Here is a 15,535-nt window from a genome sequence, read left to right as displayed (position 1 = left end):
TTTGTTTTGGTGCGAATTTAGCATTTTCGTATCCTTTGTCTTTTCTTTATACTATGCGCCTTTCAAATATCCGGTATAAATCTCAAGCCCTATGAAATTCATTGTTAAGTTCTTTGCCGAAATTACCATTAAAAGTCGCCCCGTTCGAAAAACCTTCATCAAACAGCTTAGACACAATATTAAGTTGGTGCTTAAAAAGCACGATGTCGATGTGGATGTATCTGGAAATTGGGATTTCATCGAAATATTTTCTGACAAGGATGATTTACGGGAAGAGTTCATTGACGCGTTGTCTAATATAGCGGGCATTGCGCACTTTCAATTTGTTCGTGAGTTTCCGCTTGTTGACCTCGACAATATTGTTGAAGAGGCGGTGGTTTCATATGGTGATGCCATTAAAGACGCCGTTTTCGCAGTGCGAGTCAAACGCGTGGGCCATCATGACTTTACGTCAGTTGAAGCAGAGCGACATATCGGCGGATGCTTAAAGGCTCGTTGTGGTGCGTTAGCGGTTCGATTGAAAAATCCAGAAGTGCTTGTGCCAATTGATATTCGAGACGACAGAGTATGGATGATTGAGCAACGTGTTGAAGGTTTAGGTGGTTATCCACTAGGATCACAAGATCCTGTTCTTTCATTGATGTCAGGTGGTTATGATTCAACGGTGAGCTCTTTCTTAACCATGAGTCGCGGCCTAAAAACACACTTTTGTTTTTTTAATCTCGGTGGTGATGCACATGAAATCGGTGTGAAACAGGTTTCTCACTTCATTTGGGAGAAATATGGTTCTGCACTGAATGTTAAATTTATCTCTGTGCCTTTTGAAGCGGTCGTTGGGGAGATTTTAACAAAAGTTGATAACGCTGAAATGGGCGTGATTCTTAAGCGCATGATGCTACGCGCTGCGTCTCAGTTGATGGAGCAAGTTGGCGCGAAAGCCTTGGTAACAGGCGAAAGTGTGGCTCAGGTCTCTAGTCAGACTTTGATTAACTTAAAAGTGATTGATCAAGTCACGGAAGAATTAGTGCTCCGTCCTTTAGTGACAACCAACAAACAGGAAATTATCGATAAAGCCATCGAAATAGGAACGGCTCCGTTTGCAGCGAGTATGCCTGAATTCTGTGGTGTGATTTCCGTGAAGCCAACTACACGAGCGAAAATGCACCGTGTAGAAAAACAAGAGTCTAATTTTGACTTTGACGTATTAGAGCAAGCGATTGCCAATGCGAAGACGATGTCTATTCAAAATGTGATGGACGATGTCGCAAAACAGTATCAAGGCGAAGTGCCTCTGATTCGCATGCCAGTGGGCGACGAAATTATTATTGATATTCGTCATCCAGACGAAGCCAGTAACCGCCCATTAAAAGTAAGTGGCCGACCAGTTAAGGTTATTCCGTTTTTTGCGCTAGACTCTAATTGGTCTGAATTGGATTCTTCGACGACGCACCTGCTTTATTGTGGGAAGGGCGTGATGAGTCGAATGCATGCTTCTTACCTGTTGGGTAAAGGCTATGAAAATGTCGGTGTTTATTTACCTTAATAAGCACTTAGAAGCGGTAGCATTTATGTAGTAAATGGATGCTATTGTTTTCAACTGAATGCGCTTTGTTCCCTTGTTGAGGTATTTTTGTAGACTTTTTTCTACACTTTAATGGGATATCTTTCAATATAAGGGTACAATTGCGCGAATTTTACCCCGCACCAAGATCCGAGACGCTTGAAGAGCATACCCGCCCGTATCAAGCGGCGGTATATCTTTTTGCTCAAATCAAATGCAGAGAATTATAAATGTCTAATGATATTAGTAAGTTACGCAATATTGCCATCATTGCGCACGTTGACCATGGTAAAACTACCCTAGTTGATAAGCTATTAAGCCAATCAGGCACGTTAGATCGTAAAGATGAAGGTTCTGAACGAATCATGGATTCTAACGATCAAGAAAAAGAACGTGGTATTACCATATTGGCGAAAAACACGTCCATCAAGTGGAATGATTACCGTATCAACATCGTAGACACACCTGGACACGCCGATTTCGGTGGTGAAGTGGAACGTGTACTTTCTATGGTTGATTGCGTATGTCTATTGGTTGATGCGGTTGACGGCCCAATGCCGCAAACACGTTTCGTAACTTCTAAAGCATTTGAGCAAGGTTTGCGTCCTATTGTTGTTATCAACAAAGTTGACCGCCCTGGTGCTCGCCCTGATTGGGTTATGGATCAAGTTTTTGATCTTTTTGATAACCTAGGTGCAACGGAAGAACAATTAGACTTCCCTGTTATTTATGCGTCTGCCATCAATGGTCAAGCTGGTACTGATCCAGATAACCTAGCAGATGATATGACACCACTTTACCAAATGATCGTTGATAGCGTACCTGTGCCAGACGTTGATCCAGAAGGTACCTTCCAAATGCAGGTTTCTGCATTGGATTACGATAGCTACGTTGGCGTTATCGGTGTAGGTCGTATTACACGTGGTAGTTTGTCTCCTAACCAACAAGTGATTGTAAAATCAGCGGATGGCAAAGAGCGTAAAGGTAAAGTATTAAACGTGAAGGGCTACCATGGTCTAGCGCGTGTTGATACAGACAAAGCCTCTGCGGGCGACATCGTTTGTATCAATGGTATTGATGGTCTAAGTATCTCTGATACCTTGTGTGATCCTACTTGTGTTGAAGCGCTTCCTCCTTTATCGGTTGATGAGCCAACAGTAAGCATGACTTTCATGGTAAACGATTCTCCGTTTGCTGGTAAAGAAGGTAAGTACATCACGACTCGTAACATCAAAGATCGTCTAGACCAAGAGCTTATTCACAACGTTGCATTGCGTGTTAAACAAGGTGAAACACCAGATAAATTCATCGTATCTGGTCGTGGTGAGCTTCACTTGTCTGTATTGATTGAAACAATGCGTCGTGAAGGCTTCGAAATGGGCGTATCTCGTCCTGAAGTAGTTATCAAAGAAATCGACGGCGTTAAGTCTGAACCGTTCGAAATGGTAGTAATCGATGTTGAAGATCAGCATCAAGGTTCTATCATGGAAGAAATTGGCTTGCGTAAAGGCGAGTTAACAAACATGGAGCCAGATGGCAAAGGCCGTACGCGTCTTGAGTTCATGATGCCTTCTCGTGGTTTGATCGGTTTCCGTGGCTTGTTCCTAACATTGACATCTGGTTCTGGTATTTTGACGAGTGTTTTCGATCACTACGGTCCAGTTAAAGATGGCGAAGTTCAAAGTCGTAAGAACGGTGTATTGGTCAGCATGCTGACAGGTAAAACAGCCGCTTACTCTTTGTTTAACTTGCAAAGCCGTGGACGTATGTTCCTAGGCCATGCGGTTGAAGTTTACGAAGGTCAAATTATCGGTATTCACTCACGTGACAACGATTTGGCTATCAACCCTGTTAAAGGTAAGCAGCTGACTAACGTACGTGCTTCTGGTACAGATGAAGCATTGACGCTGACGCCACCTATTCGTCAAACGCTAGAACAAGCGCTTGAGTTCATCGAAGACGATGAATTGGTAGAAGTAACGCCAGAAAGCATTCGTGTTCGTAAGAAATTCCTTACTGAAAACGAACGTAAGCGTAACGGCCGTAAGTAAGTCGTTCAATAAAGCGATTTGACTGAATCGCTTTAAAAAGAGCAGCAGCAAATGAGTTCATGTAAATGAATTCAGGAGCGACAGAGGCGCCTTCGGGCGCCTTTGTTTTATCTGGCTTTTGAAAAACCTCGATAACGTCTGATTGATAAGGGAGCGGAAATGAAAGTTTTAGTTCAGCGAGCATTGAATGCCAGCGTCGTAGTGGATGGAGAAACCATTGGTGCGATTGAGCATGGTCAGCTTGTTTTAGTTGGAATCGAAAAAGGCGACAGTGAAGCAGATGTGCAGCGATTGGCCGATAAATTACTAAAATATAGAATGTTTGGTGATGCAGAAGGCAAAATGAATCTCAATGTTCAGCAGACTGGAGGCGGTGTTTTGTTGGTCTCTCAGTTCACCTTGGCTGCAGAGACAAAGAAAGGTTTGCGTCCAGGCTTTTCAACCGCAGCGATTCCAGCGGAAGGTGAGCGTCTATTTAATGATTTTGTCAGTAAGGTTCGCGCGCAATATGACAAGGTTGAAACAGGGCAATTTGGCGCTGACATGAAAGTCTCTTTTACCAATGATGGCCCTGTTACCTTTATGTTAGATTGATGCGCTATTGTATGGAGCGATAGACATGATATGCGCTGGCGACATCCGCTAATGCAGTGCCTACCGATTTAAACAGCGTGGTTTGGCTGTTATTGAGTCGACCTTTTACCTTACCAACACAGAGTTCAGCAAGCTCTCCTTTCACATGATCCTTTTCTATCGTTCCTTCTTCTAGCGGTATTAATATCTCTCCCGCTTCGTTAAATACGTTTAAATAACTGTCCACAATAACGCGAGACATTTTTACCGTTGCTGAATCGCATTCACGGCAGGTTTTGTGGTGATTGCCTACCAAATCGATATGCGTGCCAGCCGCCAGTGAAATGCTTTTAAATAACGGGGTCGGGCTGCCAGTTGCGCAGCTGACAATATCAACGCCCGTAATAACATCTTTATAGTCAGCACAAACTTGTACGTCGATATCTGGCCTTGCTGCAAGAATGGCTTGTTGTGTTCTAAGGGCTTTTTCTACTGATCGTCCGTGTATGTAAATCGTAGTGATAGGGCGAACGCTCGCATGAGCAAGCGCCATGTAGGGTGCTAATTCACCAGTGCCAAAAAGTAATAATGAGCTTGCGTCCTCTCGAGCCATGTAACTTGCCGCTAATGCAGACACAGCGGCAGTGCGCCAATAAGTGAGACTTGTGCCATCGACGAGCGCGATTGGGCTGCCTGTTTTTCTGTCAAACAATAGAACTTGCGCAGCGACGGTAAGAAGGCCTTTATCAGGGTTTTCAGGATAATGTGTAAAGGACTTAACACCGAGCACGTCCTTTGTCCAAGCGGGCAGTACGGCAAAGGTATCGTGCTTATCGGATGTGCCGCCGGGTAATGGGTACATTTGTCGCTGGGGCATACCAAAGTCATCGCTAAAAGCGGCTTTAATGGACGGGATTAGAGTATCAAAAGATAAGATGTGACCGACATCTTCCGCGCTGATGATTTTCATAGGAGCCCTTGGTGTTTTTATGGAATACAGGAGAATACTAGATCTGATTGTATTAAAGAAAGGCTTGAGAAAGATGTTTCTGAAAAACATAACACCTCAATAGGGTTGAAGTGTTATGAATCTTGGTAAGGAAACTTAATTTGCGCTATTAGGCGCTTCGCTTTCACTGTCTTCTTCACTGTCGTCTACGACGACTTTGACGGTTCGTCCAGCAATGAGTCCGAGCTCAAACAGCATCCACATTGGGATGGCAAGAAGGGTTTGAGAGAATATGTCAGGTGGTGTGATCAACATGCCAACGACAAAGCAGCCAAGGAAAATATAAGGGCGCTTCTTGGAAAGCGCTGCTACTGTGGTGACACCGGCTTTAATGAGTAAATAGGTCGCGACCGGGATTTCAAATGTTACCCCAAAGGCAAAAAACAGCTTCAGGACAAAATTGAGATAGTTATTAATGTCGGTCATTACTGTCACTTCGCCGGGCCCAATCGTAGTGAAAAAACCAAAGATCAGCGGTAATACCACGTAGTAGGCGAACAATACACCAGCATAAAATAGAAAAATACTTGATACCAACAGCGGAATCGCGATTTGTTTTTCATTCTTATAGAGTGCTGGAGCGATAAACGACCAAGCTTGAAATAAGGTATAAGGAATCGACAGTAAAACGGCGACCGCAAAGGTGAGTTTGAGGGGGGCAAGAAAAGGGGAGGCAACCTCGGTGGCAATCAATGAACTGCCAGCGGGTAACAGCAAACGTAATGGTTCAGAGACAATCAGATACAAGTCATTAGCAAAAGCATACAAGCCAATAAAAAGCAGTAAAATGACGAGAATGGCCTTTAATAAACGGTTTCTCAGCTCGATAAGATGGGCGACTAGCGGGGCTTGATTGGAAGAATTTGTACTCATAATATGTCACAGATCCGCATGTTTAAGGCTTTGGCAAGCCATGTTAAGAATGGCTAAGGACGAGATGTAGCTTTAGGTGCTTTTTCAACATCATTCAATGAAGGCGCCTCAGTATCTGTGTGTTTGTTAGTTTCAGGTGCTATTGGTTGTAGATTGTCCGTGTTAGGGTTCTGATCCATTGTCGCTATATTCACCTCTTCAGCAGTGCCTGGTTTTAGTGGCTCCGGCTGCTTTTTTTCCTGCCTATAATCTTCAGGAAAGGGAGTGATGGTGTTTTGAATGACTTGGTCTTCTTTTAAGAGGCGCTGGTTGGTTTCGCTGATTTTCTGCTGTAGCTCTTCTTGATCAAGTTGAGCGTTAATTTCTCGTTGCACGGAATTAATACTTCGACGGATTTTACGAATCCACAGTCCCGCTGTTTTGGCTGCATGAGGTAAGCGATCGGGGCCTAAAATCAATAAGCCCACAACGAAAACAACGAGAAGTTCAGAAAAGCCGATATCGAACACAGGTTAGGCGCTCTTATCGTCTTTCTTTACGTCGGAATCAATGACTTTGCTTTGAGTCGTTGCTTCTTCCGTTTTGGTTTCGCTTTTGTCGTCTTTATCTACGGCTTCTTTGAAGCCTTTGACGGCATTGCCTAGATCAGAGCCCAGATTCTTTAATTTCTTAGTACCAAAAAGAAGTATTAAAATCGCTAAAACAATTAATAATTGCCAAATACCAATTCCGCCGAACATATGTTTCTCCTACAACTTATTTGGAACGACTGGCTTTTTCGTCCAAGCCAGACAAATTAAACCGACGTGCTAATTCATCGAGTATAGCATCAGGGCCAATATCTAAATGAGATAACATGACAAGTGTGTGAAACCAAAGGTCCGCAGTTTCATAAATCACATCAGATTTATCGCCAGAAATAACGGAATCTTTGGCCGCAATAATCGTTTCAATGCTTTCTTCACCGACTTTCTCAAGGATCTTATTGAGACCTTTGGCGTGAAGGCTAGCGACGTAAGAAGAGTCTTCTGCCGCGTTTTTACGTTGTTCTAGTGTGGCGGCTAATTCAGCCAGTACATCGGTTTTCATTATAGTCTCTCAAATGTTACGGTTTTAAGACGAGTAAGTATAGACCCACTAAAAACAAGCCTAAAGTCGTGATGTCAGCGTCTTTTATGTGTGTCATAGAGCTTGGGTCAGTCATGATCCAGGCCGCGCCTAGGCTGAGTAAGCCAAGTAGTCTGAAAGGCAGATTGAGTCGGCCTTTTTTGAGTTCTTTTCCGAGTCGATCGATCGCATCTGTCTGCGCTTGTATGCGCTCTTCTTGGTGCGACATTTGCGATAATGCGGTAAAAATTAAATTGGGGATCTGGGGAAGTTGCCCAGCCCATTGTGGTGCTTGTTTACGAACTTCTTCAATGACGCGTTTTGGCCCCATTTGTTCGCGCATCCATCGTTCAAGGAATGGTTTAGCGGTGACCCAAAGGTCAAGATCTGGATAAAGCTGACGACCTAACCCTTCAATATTGAGCAACGTTTTTTCCAATAGCACCAATTGAGGCTGAACTTCCATATTGAAGCGGCGGGCGGTTTGAAACAGGCCGATCAATACTTGACCAAAGGAAATGTCTTTTAACGGTTTGGCAAACATCGGCTCACAAACGCTTCGAATGGCCGATTCAAACGCGTGAACGGGGGTGCCTTTCGGAACCCAGCCACTTTCAACGTGTAATTCCGCCACTAAGCGATAATCCCGTTGGAAAAATGCCAATAGATTGCGTGCCAAATAACTTTTGTCTGCATCGTCTAGGCTGCCCATGATGGCGCAGTCAATCGCAATGTATTTGGGTTTTTGAGGGTTGGTTACATCAACAAAAATGTTACCTGGGTGCATGTCGGCGTGGAAAAAACTGTGTGAAAAAACTTGTGTAAAGAAAATTTCAACACCACGTTCTGCCAAGCATTTCATATCCACATTGGCGTTATTTAGTGCGGTAATGTCGGCAACAGGAATGCCAGAAATGCGCTCCATCACCATGACATTACGGTGGCTATAGTCCCAATACACTTGTGGTACATAGAGCAGGTCAGAGTTGGTGAAATTTCGTTGCAATAGGCCTGTGTTGGCGGCTTCTTTCGCGAGATCCAACTCATCTAAAATGGTGTATTCGTAATCGGTTACCACTTCAATGGGGCGTAAACGGCGGCCGTCTTCGCTTAAGTTGGCCACTAGATGCGCTAAGGTGTAAAGCAGGCTGATGTCTTTATTGATGGTTTTTTCGATTTTTGGACGAATGACTTTTACCACGACGTCTTCACCTGAATGAAGTTTCGCAGTATGAACTTGTGCGATGGATGCAGACGCCAGAGGCGTCGTAGAGAATTCCGCAAAGAGTTCGCTAACCGGCGCTTTTAAATCTCTTTCAATGATGGCTTGAGCGACATCACCAGAAAAAGCAGGGACTTTATCTTGAAGTTTTGCTAATTCGTCGGCGATGTCATCGTCGAGTAAATCACGTCTGGTGGACAGTATTTGTCCGAATTTAACGAAAATAGGGCCGAGGGATTCCAGTGCCAAACGCAGGCGCTCGCCCTTGTTGGCGCTTGCGCGTTTTCGGCCAATAGAGCAAATAGCGCCGAGTGTATAACGGATATACCAAGGTAAAAGCGCGAAAGGGATAAAGACATCAAGACGAAAGCGCATGACGGTAAAGAGTATGCGCAGTAAACGAAAAGCACTGGTCAACATAGTTAGAATTTAAACCCTTTGTGAAGTGCAACAATGCCACCTGTTAAGTTTTGGTAGCTTGTGCGTTCAAATCCAACGTCGTCCATCATGCCTTTTAACGTTTCTTGATTTGGGTGCATGCGGATAGATTCGGCCAGATAGCGATAACTTTCTGCGTCATTGGCGATCAACTTCCCCATGGCAGGTAGCAAACGGAAAGAATACTGATCATAGACCTGAGAAAGTAATTCAGATTCTGGTTTGGAAAACTCAAGCACCAATAAACGTCCGCCGGGCTTTAGTACTCGGTACATGGACGCAAGTGCTTTGGATTTATCAGTGACATTGCGCAGGCCAAATGCAATGGTGATGCAGTCAAAGGTGTCATCTGGAAAAGGTAAGGCTTCTGCGTTTGCTTGGACAAATTTGACGTTGCCGACAATGCCTTGATTGGCCAATTTATCACGGCCAACCTTCAGCATAGAATCGTTAATATCCGCTAAAATGACTTGCCCTTCACTGCCAACAAGTCGAGAAAACTTCAAGGTTAAATCACCGGTGCCACCTGCAATGTCGAGTACGCAGTTACCCGCTCGAACGCCGGATTGACTGATTGTATGGCGCTTCCAAAGACGATGAACACCACCAGACATAAGGTCATTCATAATGTCGTATTTTGCCGCGACCGAATGGAAGACTTGGGCGACGGCTTGAACTTTCTCATCGGTAGGGATTTCTTTGAAGCCAAAGTCGGTGGTTTTTTTCTGATCGTCTTGCATAAACTACTTCATCCTAGTGGTGGCATCGCACGCCACTTTACTTTTGTAACCGCTCTTTTGCAGCGTTTGACAAGGTTGTGCTTAATGTGGGGTTATTGTAACCGCGACGGCAAGGCTCTGGTACCGCTTTATCGGTACTATTTGTCCCCCATCACTTTATTTCGACCGCCTTCTTTTGCGAGATAGAGTTGTTTGTCGGCGCGAGAAAATAAAGATTCTGGGTCTTCTTGAGGTTTGAGTTCGGCGATGCCAATTGAAACAGAAATCGAAACAGGTTCACCCTGCATATTGAAAGGCGTTTTTGCTACGGCAAGACGAATGGCTTCAGCGCGTTCGATTGCTTGCGCAAATGTGGTGTTTGGAAACGCGATGACAAACTCTTCACCACCGTATCGGAACATAAGGTCTTCTTTTAGCAACGCGCTGCGTATTTGTTTTGGCACAAGACGAAGTACTTTGTCGCCAGCAAGATGCCCCCACGTGTCGTTAACCTTTTTAAAAAAATCGATGTCACAGACCGCTAAGCAAATTGGTTTTTTTGTTTTTTGCATGATTTTGCAAAGCGGCAAAATAGTGTCTTGGTAAGCCGTGCGGTTGGGTAAGTCTGTCAAAGAATCTGTCATGGCTTGAGCCAGTCTTTCTTTGAGCATTGAGCGAAGCGATACACTGTCTTTTTCCATTCTTGTCACTTTGTTTTTCAGGGACGTGATGGATTGTGTTGAGTGCTTTTCTTGCTCTTGCATTTGTGTTTTGTATTCTGTCATCGTACTTGAAATGGTCGACAGACGATCATTAATGAGCGTTTTTAAGCTGTCGAGATCATTAATGCCGTTGATGGCTTGGGTTGTATCTTCCACTTGCATTTGAAGTTTGGTGTTAAAGCCTTCTCTGCTCTCTGATAAGGATTTTTGAGAGTGATAACTTGTGGTAATAGATTCATTAATGCTGGCGAGTTGTTTGTTTAATTGAGTGAGGTAGTTCGTCAGGCTTTCTTGGGTTTTGCCGATGGCAATCATGATCAAGTTGATGACTTCATCCAGTAGGCCTGGAAGCTGTTGAAGGTTGTTGTTTCCTAGTAATGCTCTTTTTAGGTCGACGATGTCTTCATCGTAAAGGCTTGGAAGTGACAGGTTGTTCATTAGCCCAGCAAGAGTGTGGCTAATTTGTATCATGATTTCTTGATCGTTGGTTTTGAGTTCTGCGTCACGGTTTCGGTTGAAAATCCGTTTAAAGAATGAGCTTTTAGCTTGTTCCGCTTCGCCTTCAGATTGATTGAGCGTGTTTTCTGCTAGGGTGAGAAAGCCTTTTAGTAGGTGCGGCCATTGCGATGAAATTTGCCAATTCGAACGAATTTGCGCTTCGAGTTGTTTTTTCTCACTTTGAGGAACGCGTTTGCTTGTTTGTCTTTCAAGTAAATCAATCAGTTCTTGTAGTGTGCTTCGGACTTGTTTTGCCCGGTTTGTTTGTGCTTCGTCACTTTTGATTAAAAGTGGCTCGGCGTTGTTAAGCACATCTTGTATTTCTTGGGCATTCGCGCCTTTGGTCATGGCTTGGCGAATTTGGCGAACAACGGAATCAAGTTCAGGGTCGTTTCCTTCTGCCAGCATGCTGGTTCTAGAAACGGCTTTACGTAACACCTCTATCAGTTTGTCACTCGATGATTCCGTCATATCGCCTCATTATGTATTATTTTTGACGTTCTTTTTCGATAAGAAAATCAACAACGTTATAAATGTTTTCATTGCCGTTGGCTGTTTCTGCTGTCACTAGGTATTTACCATTCACGATTAACCCAGGAACACCGCGAGCGCCATAAGCACGTATTTTAGCATCGGCTTGGCTTAAACGGCTATTTACAGCAAAAGAGTTAAATTGTTTGTGAAATTCGTCTTCACTCACACCATAGTTCACGAAGAAGTTGGCCAGCGCGTCTTCAGAGTTTAGATTACGACGCTCAACATGGATAGCATTAAAAAGATCCGCGCGGAGTTTATCTTCAATACCAAGAAGGTCTGCTACATAGAAGGCTTTTGCATGCGCTAACCAACCACGACCGAACACCGCAGGTAAGAATTTAAAGTCTACGTCACTTGGTTTGTTTTGTTCCCAAGCGTGCGTAATCGGTTCTAGTTTGTAGCAATGTGGGCAACCGTACCAAAAAATTTCAGTGACTTCTATCTTGCTTGGATCACTGGTACGAACCGGTGTTTTGATTGTTGTGTAACCATTACCATCACTGTACTCAGCGGCCGCTGCTGTAAGTGGGATAAGGAAAGAAAATATCAGCGCTGAAAACAGCTTTATCATGCATTACTCCTAGTCAAATTTATCAATGTGTTTTTTATATCATGCACAGGATTACAATAGAATACGATTCCATCAAAGGCTGAAGGTTCTGGTTTTTCTGTAAGTTTACATAAAATTTACATCGAAGATATCCATAGACGGTGCTTCTTTCGCCTCTGCTTTCACAATCCGTAAACTGAATTGATCTAAAATGTAGTGAATTGCTAGGATTCCGTCGACTTTCGTGGTTTAACATGGCATATCATCGTATTTGCTGGCATTATATACAGCTTGCGAAATTAATATAAATGCCAATCTGAATTTACTGACGAATATCAACTTATGACCCCTTTTGACTCCACGTTCCAATCTGCACACTTTATTAAAAGTGCTGAGAAACTTTCTCAATGTCCTCTAGACCAAGGTGTAGAGGTTGCATTTGCAGGTCGCTCTAATGCAGGTAAATCGACTGCGTTAAATACCCTTACGAACCAAAAAAAGCTGGCTCGTACTTCCAAAACACCGGGTCGTACTCAGCTTATTAACTGCTTTGGGCTGAATGTTGAAGATCGTCGTTTGATTGACCTTCCAGGTTACGGTTTTGCGAAAGTGCCGATTGCCATGAAAAAAGTATGGCAAGCACACATGCAAGATTACTTGATGAACCGTCGCTCTCTAGCGGGTGTGGTGTTGGTTATGGATATACGCCATCCATTAAAAGAGTTTGATGAGATGATGCTCGATTGGGCTCGGTCCAATCGAATGACCGTGCATATATTGTTAACAAAATCCGACAAACTAAAGCGCGGTCCAGCAAAATCGACCATGCTAATGGTTCAGAAGAGAATCAAAGAGCAAGGGGTTGATGGCACAGTCCAGACTTTTTCATCCCTAAATGGTGACGGAGTGGATGCTTTGCGCATCAAGCTAGCGGAATGGTTGGTGTTTGATAATCTCGAAGTGATTCCCGTGTCACCTAATGCATAAACCTGTGATTGGGTGAACGAAAAAAAGCCTCTGATGAGGCTTTTTTTATGTCTATAACAACGAAAAGTGTATTATTGAGGTGTTAAATAGGCCGCTAGGAATGTGTCGAAATCGACTTCATCCGCTGCTTCAATGGCTTCTTGCTCACGCAATGAACGTTCCGCTTTTTCCATAAACGTTTTTTTCAAATCGTTGGATAATGGGCGTGACATCCAATCTTTTTGCTGCTCTTTCGATAACGCTAACATGGCGTTCTGGTAACCCTGTTCTGCTTTGCTGCGTTCTAACAGCTGGGCAGAAGGAAGCAGCGCTTCGTTGTTCAGCTTTTCCTTTTGTACTTCAACCGCTTCTTGGTAAGCAGGGTTTCCTGTTTGGGCGGACAAAAAGGCCGCCACTTCCGTGAGGTTGTTTAGCATTGTGTCTGCTTTAGTGCGAAGTTTGATTGGGCCTTGGCCAAAATCAAAATCCATGTCCAAATCACGGCCATGAGACGCAATCTCTTGCTGCATTTTACGTAACTGATTGCATTCTGCGCTGCCTAGGCGTTCGTCACCGCGTAACATGCAATACAGCAAGAACACATCAATGAAGTATAGGGTAGAAGACTGCATGCCAATGGAGGAGCCCGGGTCTAAGTCCATAATGCGCACTTCAATGTATTCTACGCCTCGTGCTTGCAGTGCCGCACTTGGGTGTTCGCCAGGTTGTGTCACGCGTTTAGGGCGAATGTCGCTGTAATATTCGTTTTCGATCTGTAAAAGATTGCTGTTCAACTGACGGTATTGACCATCGACTTTGACACCAATGTCTTGGTAGCGCTGATAAGGTGTCTGTAATGCCTTTTTGACCGTACTGATGTAAGTATCCACTTCGTTATAACAAACGTATAAGTCTGCTTGCGCCTTGTTTTGATAACCAAGATCGCTCATACGAAGCGAGGTGGCTTTTGGGCCAAACCATGTGTTTTTTTCGAGCTTTTCTAAACTGTCTGGCTTCTTAGGTAAAAAACTGTCGTCAATGGTTGGCGATGCGCCGAACAATAAAGAGAGCATCCAAGAGCTGCGACGGAAATTACGAATCAAGGTGAAATAGCTGTCAGATTGGAAGGCTTGTTTTTCCGCTTGAGAAAGGTCGGTTTTGCCTTTGTAGCGTTCTAAAAAAAACCAGAAATCTTGATCGAAGGAGAAATTGTAGTGCATTCCCGCGATGCATTGCATGATACGACCGTAGCGGTTGGATAACCCTTCACGGTAGGCGCGTTTAAGCTTTCCGGTGTTCGATTCGCCGTAATACGCGATTGGAACGTCTTCATTGCCTGCCAAATAACAAGGCATACTCGCGGGCCACAAACACTCATCTTGCTCGTGAAGTTCATGGTTGACCAAGTTATGAATATCTTCTAATTCTTTAATGACGCCTTCCACGCTAGGGTGAACCTGCGTAATGAATTCCATCAAGGATTCAGAGTAATCTGTGGTAATAGAACTGTGCGTTAACGCAGAGCCTAGCGCTTTGGGGTGAGGCTTATGCGAAATACGGCCTGCGGCACGGTCAACTCGTAGCGCTTCTCGTTCCACGCCACGATGAAAAGTTAATGCAGACGTTGTGGCAGCTTGTTGGCAATGAGTTGCTAACGCTTGCAAGGCATCAGTTAAGGTGGTCAAGAAGTCTTCCTTCTATTGAATACGGCAAAAGTAAATTTTAAGGATTGTACTCGGCGAAGGTTCTTCGCAGCAAGCAACAGATTCCACGTGCACAAAATATGCAGACTTCTCGACATATATAAAAGAAGTTTGTCGCGCTTAAGACCGACCTACAAAAATTAAATCACCTGTAGGTCGGTCTTTAGGCCGACAATTATTGCTATAGGAGTGGATTAAAGGCGCATTTCAATGCCCGCATCGGTCATGCGTTGTTTGGCTTCTTGAATGCTGTGTTCACCAAAGTGAAAAATGCTGGCGGCAAGTACTGCATCCGCTTTTCCTTCAATAACACCTTCCACAAGATGGTCAAGGTTGCCCACACCACCGGAAGCGATGACAGGAACGTGAACCGCTTCGCTGATCGCTCGCGTTACACCAAGGTCAAAACCATTTTTGGTGCCGTCACGATCCATACTGGTTAGGAGTATTTCGCCCGCGCCGTATTCGACCATTTTCTTCGCCCATTCTACCGCATCTAGACCGGTTGGTTTGCGGCCACCGTGGGTGAAAATTTCCCATTTATCCGCTTCACCTTCGGCGCTGACTTTTTTTGCATCAATCGCTACGACGATGCATTGTGAGCCGAAGCGCTGCGCGGCTTCACGGACAAATTCCGGATTAAATACTGCAGCAGTATTAATGCCGACTTTGTCGGCGCCAGCATTTAACATACGACGAATGTCTTCGCAGGTACGAATGCCGCCGCCAACGGTTAAAGGAATGAAGACTTGGCTGGCAATGGCTTCCACCATATGAACCGTGGTTTCTCTATCATCAGAGCTGGCGGTAATATCAAGGAACGTAATTTCGTCGGCACCTTGTTCATCGTAGCGTTTTGCCACTTCGACAGGGTCACCTGCATCACGAATGTCGAGGAATTGAACGCCTTTGACGACTCGGCCATTGTCCACATCAAGACAAGGAATAATACGTTTTGCTAAGCCCATTATTGGCTCCTAATCTTTGAGCAACCTTTTCCTGTTAT

The 15,535-nt window shown here is 44.3% G+C and carries 15 protein-coding genes; 4 read left to right on the top strand and 11 right to left on the bottom strand.

Annotated elements, in window-relative coordinates; genetic code table 11:
- The first annotated feature begins 91 nt into the window (after positions 1-91).
- From thiI to dtd, 3 genes are all read left to right on the top strand, one after another.
- Positions 92-1,543, top strand: coding sequence for a tRNA uracil 4-sulfurtransferase ThiI (thiI, locus tag D104_RS26430; RefSeq protein WP_024023657.1), 1,452 nt, complete (start codon positions 92-94; stop codon positions 1,541-1,543).
- A 248-nt stretch (positions 1,544-1,791) separates the two neighbouring features.
- Positions 1,792-3,612 carry a translational GTPase TypA gene (gene typA, locus D104_RS26425; protein ID WP_024023656.1) on the top strand — a complete coding sequence of 607 codons (1,821 nt, stop codon included), beginning with the start codon at positions 1,792-1,794 and terminating at the stop codon, positions 3,610-3,612.
- Between the two features lie 159 nt (positions 3,613-3,771).
- Positions 3,772-4,206 carry a D-aminoacyl-tRNA deacylase gene (gene dtd, locus D104_RS26415; RefSeq protein ID WP_024023654.1) on the top strand — a complete coding sequence of 145 codons (435 nt, stop codon included), beginning with the start codon at positions 3,772-3,774 and terminating at the stop codon, positions 4,204-4,206.
- Between the two features lie 4 nt (positions 4,207-4,210).
- Here the strand turns inward: dtd and lhpI are convergent, their stop codons facing one another.
- The 9 genes from lhpI to D104_RS26370 all read right to left on the bottom strand — a co-directional run bounded on the left by lhpI (position 4,211) and on the right by D104_RS26370 (position 11,881).
- On the bottom strand, positions 4,211-5,155 hold the full coding sequence (gene lhpI, locus D104_RS26410) for a bifunctional Delta(1)-pyrroline-2-carboxylate/Delta(1)-piperideine-2-carboxylate reductase (RefSeq protein ID WP_024023653.1): 945 nt from the start codon (positions 5,153-5,155) through the stop codon (positions 4,211-4,213).
- 135 nt (positions 5,156-5,290) lie between these two features.
- Entirely contained in the window at positions 5,291-6,067 is a 777-nt protein-coding gene (tatC, locus tag D104_RS26405) for a twin-arginine translocase subunit TatC (RefSeq protein ID WP_024023651.1), read from the bottom strand.
- Positions 6,068-6,120: 53 nt separating this feature from the next.
- Complete coding sequence (gene tatB, locus D104_RS37540) at positions 6,121-6,576, bottom strand: Sec-independent protein translocase protein TatB (RefSeq protein WP_024023650.1); 456 nt, start codon at positions 6,574-6,576, stop codon at positions 6,121-6,123.
- A gap of 3 nt (positions 6,577-6,579) precedes the next feature.
- On the bottom strand, positions 6,580-6,807 hold the full coding sequence (gene tatA / locus D104_RS26395) for a Sec-independent protein translocase subunit TatA (RefSeq protein ID WP_024023649.1): 228 nt from the start codon (positions 6,805-6,807) through the stop codon (positions 6,580-6,582).
- A gap of 16 nt (positions 6,808-6,823) precedes the next feature.
- Positions 6,824-7,156, bottom strand: a complete 333-nt coding sequence (locus D104_RS26390) for a phosphoribosyl-ATP diphosphatase (RefSeq protein WP_024023648.1) — start codon at positions 7,154-7,156, stop codon at positions 6,824-6,826.
- 16 nt (positions 7,157-7,172) lie between these two features.
- Complete coding sequence (gene ubiB / locus D104_RS26385) at positions 7,173-8,816, bottom strand: ubiquinone biosynthesis regulatory protein kinase UbiB (protein WP_024023647.1); 1,644 nt, start codon at positions 8,814-8,816, stop codon at positions 7,173-7,175.
- A gap of 2 nt (positions 8,817-8,818) precedes the next feature.
- Positions 8,819-9,574 carry a bifunctional demethylmenaquinone methyltransferase/2-methoxy-6-polyprenyl-1,4-benzoquinol methylase UbiE gene (ubiE, locus tag D104_RS26380; RefSeq protein WP_024023646.1) on the bottom strand — a complete coding sequence of 252 codons (756 nt, stop codon included), beginning with the start codon at positions 9,572-9,574 and terminating at the stop codon, positions 8,819-8,821.
- 137 nt (positions 9,575-9,711) lie between these two features.
- Positions 9,712-11,244 carry a GGDEF domain-containing protein gene (locus D104_RS26375; protein ID WP_024023645.1) on the bottom strand — a complete coding sequence of 511 codons (1,533 nt, stop codon included), beginning with the start codon at positions 11,242-11,244 and terminating at the stop codon, positions 9,712-9,714.
- Positions 11,245-11,260: 16 nt separating this feature from the next.
- On the bottom strand, positions 11,261-11,881 hold the full coding sequence (locus D104_RS26370; protein WP_024023644.1) for a thiol:disulfide interchange protein DsbA/DsbL: 621 nt from the start codon (positions 11,879-11,881) through the stop codon (positions 11,261-11,263).
- A 321-nt stretch (positions 11,882-12,202) separates the two neighbouring features.
- Here D104_RS26370 and yihA point away from each other — a divergent pair, with 321 nt between their 5' ends.
- Positions 12,203-12,847 (top strand): ribosome biogenesis GTP-binding protein YihA/YsxC, encoded by a 645-nt coding sequence (yihA, locus tag D104_RS26365; RefSeq protein WP_024023643.1) that lies wholly within the window; start codon positions 12,203-12,205, stop codon positions 12,845-12,847.
- Between the two features lie 71 nt (positions 12,848-12,918).
- On the opposite strand, the gene gshA is transcribed toward yihA, so the two are convergent.
- The gene (gene gshA, locus D104_RS26360) at positions 12,919-14,511 is read right to left on the bottom strand and encodes a glutamate--cysteine ligase (RefSeq protein WP_024023642.1); all 1,593 of its coding nucleotides are present in this window, start codon (positions 14,509-14,511) and stop codon (positions 12,919-12,921) included.
- Between the two features lie 212 nt (positions 14,512-14,723).
- Positions 14,724-15,497, bottom strand: coding sequence for an imidazole glycerol phosphate synthase subunit HisF (gene hisF / locus D104_RS26355; RefSeq protein WP_024023641.1), 774 nt, complete (start codon positions 15,495-15,497; stop codon positions 14,724-14,726).
- Positions 15,498-15,535: the final 38 nt, after the last annotated feature.

Source organism: Marinomonas profundimaris, assembly GCF_000508165.1.
In the GTDB taxonomy this organism is placed as follows: Bacteria; Pseudomonadota; Gammaproteobacteria; order Pseudomonadales; family Marinomonadaceae; genus Marinomonas; species Marinomonas profundimaris.
This window is presented reverse-complemented; position numbering and strand designations above follow the sequence as displayed.

Bases quoted from the DNA above. Each gene is read 5' to 3' on its own strand.
- tatA (WP_024023649.1), bottom strand. From the start codon at position 6,807: ATGTTCGGCGGAATTGGTATTTGGCAATTATTAATTGTTTTAGCGATT.
- hisF (WP_024023641.1), bottom strand. From the start codon at position 15,497: ATGGGCTTAGCAAAACGTATTATTCCTTGTCTTGATGTGGACAATGGC.
- thiI (WP_024023657.1), top strand. From the start codon at position 92: ATGAAATTCATTGTTAAGTTCTTTGCCGAAATTACCATTAAAAGTCGC.
- ubiB (WP_024023647.1), bottom strand. From the start codon at position 8,816: ATGTTGACCAGTGCTTTTCGTTTACTGCGCATACTCTTTACCGTCATG.
- typA (WP_024023656.1), top strand. From the start codon at position 1,792: ATGTCTAATGATATTAGTAAGTTACGCAATATTGCCATCATTGCGCAC.
- D104_RS26370 (WP_024023644.1), bottom strand. From the start codon at position 11,881: ATGATAAAGCTGTTTTCAGCGCTGATATTTTCTTTCCTTATCCCACTT.
- ubiE (WP_024023646.1), bottom strand. From the start codon at position 9,574: ATGCAAGACGATCAGAAAAAAACCACCGACTTTGGCTTCAAAGAAATC.
- yihA (WP_024023643.1), top strand. From the start codon at position 12,203: ATGACCCCTTTTGACTCCACGTTCCAATCTGCACACTTTATTAAAAGT.
- dtd (WP_024023654.1), top strand. From the start codon at position 3,772: ATGAAAGTTTTAGTTCAGCGAGCATTGAATGCCAGCGTCGTAGTGGAT.
- lhpI (WP_024023653.1), bottom strand. From the start codon at position 5,155: ATGAAAATCATCAGCGCGGAAGATGTCGGTCACATCTTATCTTTTGAT.
- D104_RS26390 (WP_024023648.1), bottom strand. From the start codon at position 7,156: ATGAAAACCGATGTACTGGCTGAATTAGCCGCCACACTAGAACAACGT.
- tatC (WP_024023651.1), bottom strand. From the start codon at position 6,067: ATGAGTACAAATTCTTCCAATCAAGCCCCGCTAGTCGCCCATCTTATC.
- D104_RS26375 (WP_024023645.1), bottom strand. From the start codon at position 11,244: ATGACGGAATCATCGAGTGACAAACTGATAGAGGTGTTACGTAAAGCC.